Here is an 8,320-nt window from a genome sequence, read left to right as displayed (position 1 = left end):
CTCCAATAAAGTTTGTTACTGGTTCAAAGCTGGCAAATCATTTAATGATAGACTCATTAACGCTTTCGCTGTTCAGTTTTCAAAGAGCATTTTGTTCGTCTCTCTCGAGGCGACTTTTCTATCTTATCATACCATCTAGGCTTTTGCAAGATATTTTTTCAAAAAATCTTGTTCCGCTTAGCGGCGACAATTCAATACTTTATCAAACAATACTCAAGAAGTAAATATCTTTTTTAACTTTTCTTCTTGATATGTTGCTCCCACCGAAGCGACAAGAAATATCTTATCACGTATTTTTAAACAGCACAAGAGTTTTTTATAATAAAATTAAATTTGTTTTAATCATATTAAAAGAGAGGCGAATCACTCGCCTCTCTCCTTTACTGTTCCATTACTCTCACAATAGATAAATGTCGAGCTTCGACTAAGTTTACGATTTTTCCACCTGTTTCAACCATTGGTCTCGTTGGGTGATTACGATCTGTAAATACGATCTTCCCGATCGTTCCATCACTTAATTCAACTAGCGTTCCTACAGCGAATTGAGTGATCCCCTCCACAAATGTCCGAACAATGGTAGGATCAAGTTTCCCGAAGCTATCCTGCACTAATTGCTCCACGACTTGATATGGAGACAACGCCTTTTGGTGCACACGGTCCGAACTCATTGCATGATACACATCAGCCACAGCGACAATTTTACTGTATAAATGAAGTTTAGAACCAGGCAAACCTAGCGGATAACCTGAACCATCTTCTCGCTCATGATGTTGCAAAGCCGCTAATGCTACCCCTTCACTTAAACCATGGGATGACTTAATGATTTGGTAGCCATAAACAGTATGCTTTTTCATCTCTTCGAACTCGTCTGGCGTAAGCTTCCCTGGTTTTTGCAAAATCCGCCGATCAATCTTTGTTTTTCCGATATCGAGCAACGTACCCGCCAATGCGACCTGCATCCATTCCTTTTCTGGTACCTTGACCCATTTTGCAATCATATAAGAAATAATCCCAACCGCTATGGCATGCTCGTAGGCATAGCTATCCAACCTTGAAAAGCGCCGAAGGGAGAGAAGAACTTGTGGTTGCTGCTGAAACTCAGAAATAATTGGCGTAACAACTTCTCTGACTTCCATTACTGGTATGTTATTGCCGCCTTGTACGCGGGTCATCAAATTTTTCAGTGTAGACACTGCTTTATCAAATGACTCCTGAAACACAGGTTTAGCTTGGGTAAACTTCTCAGAAGCTTCTGGCGTATCTACCTTAGTTGCAGTTGGTTCACCTTGGTCAGTCCCAGCCCCTCCTGAATCCTCTACTTGTACCTGCTTAATCATGAACGCTTCTAAAAATTGAACTTCTCTTTCATAGAGAGGGGTTCCTTTTGCAAAAAGAATGCCTCCCAATGCTGTAAATACGTCTTCAGCCAATTTCGCTCCAAGAGTCAGTTGTTTCACTTCCACATTGGGCAACCTGCTCACCACCCGATCCAACTTGTTAATGATATAGTATCCATTTCCCAATTTTACTTCAAACCCAAACCATTTGCAGGAAAAAAGCACTGGGTAGGACAAACTTTCTGCACTTACACGAAAAAACGCCCCACATTATGCGGGACGCTTTCGTCGTGATTTTCTTTATTCCTCTGTCGGTTCGGTAGGCTCGGTTGCTTCGACAGTCTCTCCGTCTTGCAGATCTTCAATTTTCTCTTCCGTATCTTCATCCAACATATCCTCTTCCTCAGTTGGAGGACACTTGGCGACTGATCCCACTTGCTCATTTTCAGACAAACGGATCAGTTTCACACCTTGCGTGTAACGCCCCATCACAGAAATACCTTTCATTTCTGTGCGAATGATGATACCGGAAGTGGTAATAATCATCAGATCCTCTTCAGGCTCAACGACTTTCAGACCGACGACCGGACCGCTTCGATCCGTTACATTGTGTGTCTTAATTCCTTTACCGCCACGAGATTGAATGCGGTATTCATCGACAGGAGTCCGTTTTCCGTAACCATTCGCCGTTACAATGAGCACTTCTGCATTTGGTTTGATAACGTCCATATCGATGACATCATCATCGTCGTCAAGGGTAATCCCCTTCACACCGGTGGCGTTACGTCCCATCGTGCGTACGTCTCCCTCATTGAAACGGACGGACATGCCTTTGTGAGTACCCATGATGATTTGTTGTTGGCCATCGGTCAGACGAACACCAATCAACTCATCATCTTCGCGCAGGTTAACCGCAATCAGTCCGCCTTTGCGAATATTTTCATAGGACTCCAGCGTGGTTTTCTTAATAATCCCCTTCTTGGTCGCAAAGAACAGGTAATGTTCTTGATCAAACTCCTTCACAGGGATTACCGCACTCACCCGCTCCCCTTTTTCAATCTGAATGAGATTGATGATTGGGGTACCTTTCGCTGTCCGGCTCAGATCAGGGATCTCGAATCCTTTTAGGCGATAAGCCTTCCCTTTGCTCGTGAAGAACATGATGTAATCATGCGAGTTGGTAATGTAGAGATGCTCGACAAAATCGTCATCCTTGGTTCCCAAACCCTGCACGCCACGTCCACCACGTTTTTGCGAACGGTAGGTGGAAACAGGCAGACGCTTGATATAACCATCATGGGTCAGGGTAATGACCACATCTTCCTCTGGGATCAAATCAGCATCATCGATGTGATTCTCATCGAAAGTAATCGCAGTACGTCTTGCGTCTCCGAACTTCTCTTTGATCTCACCCAGCTCTTCCCGGATGATCGCGTAGATTTTTCCTTCGTCTGCAAGAATAGCACGCAGTTCTGCAATTTTTGCCATGAGCTCTTGGTATTCGTTCTCGATTTTTTCTCGTTCCAAACCAGTCAGGCGTTGCAGACGCATATCGAGAATAGCCTGTGCCTGCTCGTAGGACAAGGAGTAATTTTCCATCAATCCGTTGCGAGCTTCTTCCGTGGTTTGAGAAGAACGAATCAAGCTGATAATCTCGTCAATATGATCCAACGCGATGCGCAAGCCTTCCAAAATATGCGCACGAGCTTCTGCCTGCTTGAGATCGTATTCGGTCCTTCTGCGGATAATGACGCGTTGGTGCTCCAAATAGTAATAGAGCATGTCACGCAGATTCAATACACGCGGACGACTGTCAACGAGTGCCAGCATATTCACACCAAATGTAGACTGCATTTGGGTATGCTTAAACAAGTTGTTCAATACAACCTTTGGAATAACGTCACGGCGCAATTCCATGACGATACGCATTCCTTTGCGGTCAGACTCATCACGAAGGTCGGTAATCCCTTCGATTTTTTTCTCGCGCACGAGCTCCGCGATTTTTTCCACGAGTCTAGCTTTGTTCACCTGATATGGGATCTCTGTTACGATGATGCGCGGTTTTCCTTTCCCATCCTCTTCAATCTGGGTTTTGGCACGCATAATAATGGAACCACGGCCTGTTTCATAGGCACGACGAATACCACTGTAACCGAGAATCTCCCCTGCTGTAGGGAAGTCAGGTCCTTTGATAATCTTCATCAAATCTTGAATCGTAATATCAGGATTGTCGATCATGGCAATGACACCATCAACAACTTCCGTCAAGTTATGCGGCGGAATATTGGTAGCCATACCTACAGCAATCCCTGATGCCCCGTTCAAAAGCAGGTTCGGGAAACGAGAAGGCAATACAACCGGCTCTTCTTTGCGTCCGTCGTAGTTAGGAGTGAAATCGACCGTTTCTTTATCAATATCGCGCAAAAGCTCCAGCGCGAGCTTGGAAAAACGCGACTCCGTATAACGCATCGCCGCTGCCGGGTCGCCGTCTACAGAACCGAAGTTCCCTTGCCCTTCAACCAGCATGTAGCGCATGTTAAAATCTTGGGCCATACGTACCATCGCTTCATAGATGGAAGAGTCACCATGCGGATGGTAGTTCGCCATTACTTCCCCGACAACGTTTGCCGATTTACGGAACGGCTTGTCAGGAGTAAGGCCCATATCGTGCATGGCATACAAAATACGCCTGTGTACAGGCTTCAAACCATCGCGAACGTCAGGCAAAGCCCGACTGACGATAACGCTCATCGCATAGCTAATGAACGATTCTCTCATTTCGTGGCTAATATCGACTTTTGGAAACCGAGCAGTTTCTTCTGCCATAAAGGGTAAACCTCCAACTGGTTATCACAATACTTCATTATACCATATAGAGAGAGGAGACGTCCAAAAAAACCAGTTGAATCAATCGATTTCCTCAGATTTCCTCCAACTTTGTACGTAAACTCGCAAATTTTGTTGATATTCCTAAATATCCCAGCTTTGTTTTACGTTGGGTCATCACACAAAACAAAAAAGGCCCCTACATTCTGGCGCCTAGAATTTCATGTTTTTTTACATGTATTTATCATCATCTTTACAGCTTCACGACCATTTCCAATTCGGAGAAGCGAATCATTGTCTTCGTATCGATTAACAATCCGAACGTAATCGCGATCATCTGTAGTAGTTTTCTCATGGTGTATCCCTCCGTTTATTGAATGTACTTTGATTTTACATGGAATGAATAGTTCGTCCTATCGATTTGGGTTTCAACTTCCTTACACTCTTGTAAGAAACGTAGGAAAGTATGGGAAATGTGTGGGAAATGCCCCCAACAACTCCTTAAGTCCGTTGGAAGATGTACAATAAAGTGAGAATCTAAAGGTTCGCGGAGGAAACCTATGAAGACCTTTCACGTTGCCATCGTAGACGATGACATCAATATTCGTCAGATTGTCGAAGCCTATCTGCAAAAGGAAGGCTATGTTACAACTGCCGTTGAATCAGCCGAAGAGGCTATTACATTAGAGCAAGACAATCCTCCCGATCTATGGGTATTGGACATCATGCTGCCGGGTATGAATGGCTATGAGTTTTGCCGACGTATTCGTGCTGGCTCAGAAACGCCAATTATCATGGTTTCTGCTCGTGACGAAGAAGTAGACAAGATTCTTGGACTAGAGCTAGGAAGTGACGATTATCTCACCAAACCTTTTAGTCCACGTGAATTAGTGGCACGCGTGAATCGGGCACTCCAGCGTTGGAAGCAGATGAAATCCCATGTGGAAGATTCCCCTTTCATTGCGAAAGACAAAAACCCGGAAGAGGCTGCTAACAGTGCTCTTGTATTAGATAAGGAAAAACGTCTGGTATATTCTTTTGGGGAGGAAGTAGAGGTGACCTCGAAAGAGTTTCAGGTGCTCAGCCTTTTGTCGGAGCATCCAAATCGGGCTTTTTCCCGCGATGAGCTGCTCTCTCTTATATGGGGATATGATTATTTTGGAAGTGATCGAGTGGTTGATGATCTCATTCGTCGTATCCGGAAAAAGTTGGACAAGATCCCTCTCGAAACCGTCTGGGGCTTTGGGTATCGCCTGCGATCTTTGGAAGGAACGAAGGATGAATGAGTATCCAATTTCGCATTACGTTGATGTTCGCTCTTCTCCTCTGCCTTGTCATGGGGGTATCAGCTGTCCTGATCAATTCGTTTTTGCTGGATAATTTAATCGAGCAGCAAAAGAATGAATTAAACCTAAAAGGTCGATTCTGGATTGAAAAAATGAACGAATCGAATATAAAGATTGAAACAGAGGGAGTCGCAGAACTCGAAAAGCTTCTCGTCTCCAATCGCAAGATAGAAGTTTTACTTTTAGGCAAAAAGAAAAAAGTGCTCTACACGTCCCTGCCTTCTTCCAATTTGAATGAGTGGATGGATGCCCTAGAGCGTAAAGCGGAGAAAAGGCAAAACCGAAACATTTGGATGGTCGGCAGCGATGATTACGTGGTCGTTAACTTGCCTTTTAAAAACGACGAGAAGCAACGGCTGATTCTGGCCTCTCCTGTACGTGGACTAAAAGACATTCGTATGGAGATGACGAATAACATATTGCTCATCGTTTTGATTGGAGCCGTATCTACGATTTTGCTCAGCTTTTTTATTACGCGAAGTATGGTGCAGCCACTCCATAAATTGACGAGAGAAATTAAAAAGGTTCAAGCACGGCGTTTTTCCGAAGTCCAACTCATTCCTGCTCGCGGTGAAATTGCTGAAGTCTCAAATAGTGTTTACTCCATGGCACAAGAGCTCGATCACTTTCATGAAATCCAGAGGCAATTTTTACAAAACGCTTCCCACGAGCTAAAAACCCCTCTCATGTCTATTCAAGGATATGCCGAGGGAATTCGCGATGGCATTTTTGTTGATGCTGCTGCTGAAAAAGGTTTTGATGTCATCGTAGAGGAAACCAATCGATTAAAGCATATTGTGACAGAAATTATATTGTTGGCCAAGCTTGAAGGCGAAGAGAATTTGTTTGATCCCTCATGGCATTCCGCTACTGACCTGGTGACTCGGGCCATTGAGCGTTTACACCCTTTACAGCTCCAACACAATGTAACGATTTCAGTACGTCCGACGAAAACCAATGACGTCGTGTACGTCGATGAAGGAAAGTTTCTTCAAGCCTTGTTGAATATCATTGGAAATGCTTTGCGCCATGCCAAGGATCAGATTACGATCGAAATTACACCAGGCAAACGTCAGCTCCAAATAGAAGTACAAGATGATGGTGAGGGCATCCCGGAAGAACTCCTCCCCCATTTATTTCATCGTTTTGTGAAAGGAAAAAATGGTGATGTCGGACTGGGGCTAGCTATTTCTCGAGCAATTATCGAACGTTCGCACGGCCGTCTCCAAGCAGAAAATGGTCCACTCCACGGCGCTGTTTTCCTCATCATCCTTCCCTTGTATCCACAGCCTGAAAACTAACACCCGAGTGATCTAGTGTCCACTCGGGTGTTTTTCTTTCAATCGATATATTTACCGCTACATGTTCCCGGAAATTCTCGCCGTGAGCGCGTTCCTTCCAATCCGCATAACCATGACAGAAGCAATCAAGCAAAATATTCCCGCAATGATAAACATGATAAAGTAACTATTCAACATGGTATAAATGACTCCTCCACCGTAAGCGGCCACAGCAGCACCTAATTGATGTGCGGCCAATATCCAACCAAACAAAATTCCTGATTGCTGTTTTCCAAAAATATCGGTTGTCAACTTAAGTGTTGGCGGAACCGTGGCTACCCAATCTAAGCCATAGAAGACAATGAATAAGCCCAAGGTATACGTAGAAGAGGATAGCGCTGCAGGAAGCAACATTAACGAAAATCCCCGTAAACCGTAATACCAAAACAAGAGCCAACGATTATTAAAGCGATCCGAAAGCCATCCCGAAAATGTTGTTCCGATAATGTCAAAGATACCTATGAGAGCGAGTAAACTTGCAGCCGTTACCGCTGGAATGCCGTACTCCATACAAGCAGCTATAAAATGAGTACCGATTAAACCATTTGTAGAGAGACCGCAAATAAAAAAGCTGCCAGCCAACAACCAGAAATCAAAAGAACGCGATCCTCGTACTAAACCATCAACAGCTGCACGAAAAGGGTTTTGCTTGATGTCTTCTATTTCTTGATCAGCTTCTGTCGCACCAAATGCCTGAATTCCCTTGTCACTTGGTCGATCACGCATCAAGACAGCCACAATCGGAACCAAGACCAGCGCTGCTGTTGCAATCACCCACGATGCCGTACGCCAGCCATCTGATTCAGCCAAGCTTGCGAGAAGAGGAAGAAATACCAGCTGTCCTGTTGCACCACTCGCTGTTAATATCCCCATTACCAATCCTCGTTGCTTCACAAACCAGCGATTTGCGATCATCGCTCCCAATACGGAAGCCGTGCATCCTGAACCCAGTCCAACAACGATTCCCCAAAGTACAGTCAGTTGCCAGGAAGCCTGCATCCAAGTCGTGAGGGAGGACCCCAATGCTAACAGAATAAGGGCAATAATCGTGATACGCCTTATTCCGAACCGATCCATGACTGCTGCTGCAAACGGGCCTACCAATCCGTATAACAAAAGATTAATGGACAACGCTATAGAGATAGAAGAGCGACTCCAGCCAAATTCTTGTTCAACAGGAACCATAAATACACCAGGAGCAGAGCGAATTCCAGCGCCAATCAAGAGAATGAAAAAGGTGACACCCGCAATGATCCAGGCGTAGTGGAGCCGACTCGAAGAAGCTTGTTTCATAATGACATGACTCCTTTTTCGGAATAATACGTCAGAAATTTCAGTTTTTAAATGGTACAAAAAAACCATCCGAGTTGGATGGCTTCTTTTATTCCCTGAAAACTGGATCTGCATGATCATTTGCTAAATGTGTGGATAAGTCCTCGACCGATTAGTATTCGTCAGCTCCACGCGTTAC

General features: G+C 44.6%; 5 protein-coding genes. 2 read left to right on the top strand and 3 right to left on the bottom strand.

Features of this window, described 5'->3' with window-relative positions; genetic code table 11:
* Positions 1–380 precede the first annotated feature (380 nt).
* Both FB479_RS30215 and gyrA read right to left on the bottom strand, forming a co-directional pair.
* Positions 381–1,472 carry an HD-GYP domain-containing protein gene (locus FB479_RS30215; RefSeq protein WP_174769476.1) on the bottom strand — a complete coding sequence of 364 codons (1,092 nt, stop codon included), beginning with the start codon at positions 1,470–1,472 and terminating at the stop codon, positions 381–383.
* A gap of 165 nt (positions 1,473–1,637) precedes the next feature.
* Positions 1,638–4,163 (bottom strand): DNA gyrase subunit A, encoded by a 2,526-nt coding sequence (gene gyrA, locus FB479_RS30210; RefSeq protein ID WP_106657701.1) that lies wholly within the window; start codon positions 4,161–4,163, stop codon positions 1,638–1,640.
* A 560-nt stretch (positions 4,164–4,723) separates the two neighbouring features.
* Between gyrA and FB479_RS30205 the strand changes: the two genes are divergently transcribed.
* Complete coding sequence (locus FB479_RS30205) at positions 4,724–5,449, top strand: response regulator transcription factor (RefSeq protein ID WP_142067648.1); 726 nt, start codon at positions 4,724–4,726, stop codon at positions 5,447–5,449.
* Positions 5,446–6,810, top strand: a complete 1,365-nt coding sequence (locus FB479_RS30200; protein WP_142067647.1) for a sensor histidine kinase — start codon at positions 5,446–5,448, stop codon at positions 6,808–6,810. The genes FB479_RS30205 and FB479_RS30200 overlap by 4 nt, the downstream gene beginning before the upstream one ends.
* Positions 6,811–6,867: 57 nt before the next feature.
* Here the strand turns inward: FB479_RS30200 and FB479_RS30195 are convergent, their stop codons facing one another.
* On the bottom strand, positions 6,868–8,142 hold the full coding sequence (locus FB479_RS30195; protein WP_142067646.1) for an MFS transporter: 1,275 nt from the start codon (positions 8,140–8,142) through the stop codon (positions 6,868–6,870).
* Positions 8,143–8,320: the final 178 nt, after the last annotated feature.

Origin of the sequence: Brevibacillus sp. AG162 (assembly GCF_006715575.1) — a bacterium.
In the GTDB taxonomy this organism is placed as follows: Bacteria; Bacillota; Bacilli; order Brevibacillales; family Brevibacillaceae; genus Brevibacillus; species Brevibacillus brevis.
Note: the sequence above shows the minus strand (reverse complement) of the source record. Positions and strands in the feature narration are given on the sequence as shown.

Excerpts from the sequence above, each read along its gene's own strand:
- FB479_RS30200 (WP_142067647.1), top strand. The coding sequence starts at position 5,446 with ATGAGTATCCAATTTCGCATTACGTTGATGTTCGCTCTTCTCCTCTGC.
- FB479_RS30205 (WP_142067648.1), top strand. The coding sequence starts at position 4,724 with ATGAAGACCTTTCACGTTGCCATCGTAGACGATGACATCAATATTCGT.
- gyrA (WP_106657701.1), bottom strand. The coding sequence starts at position 4,163 with ATGGCAGAAGAAACTGCTCGGTTTCCAAAAGTCGATATTAGCCACGAA.
- FB479_RS30195 (WP_142067646.1), bottom strand. The coding sequence starts at position 8,142 with ATGAAACAAGCTTCTTCGAGTCGGCTCCACTACGCCTGGATCATTGCG.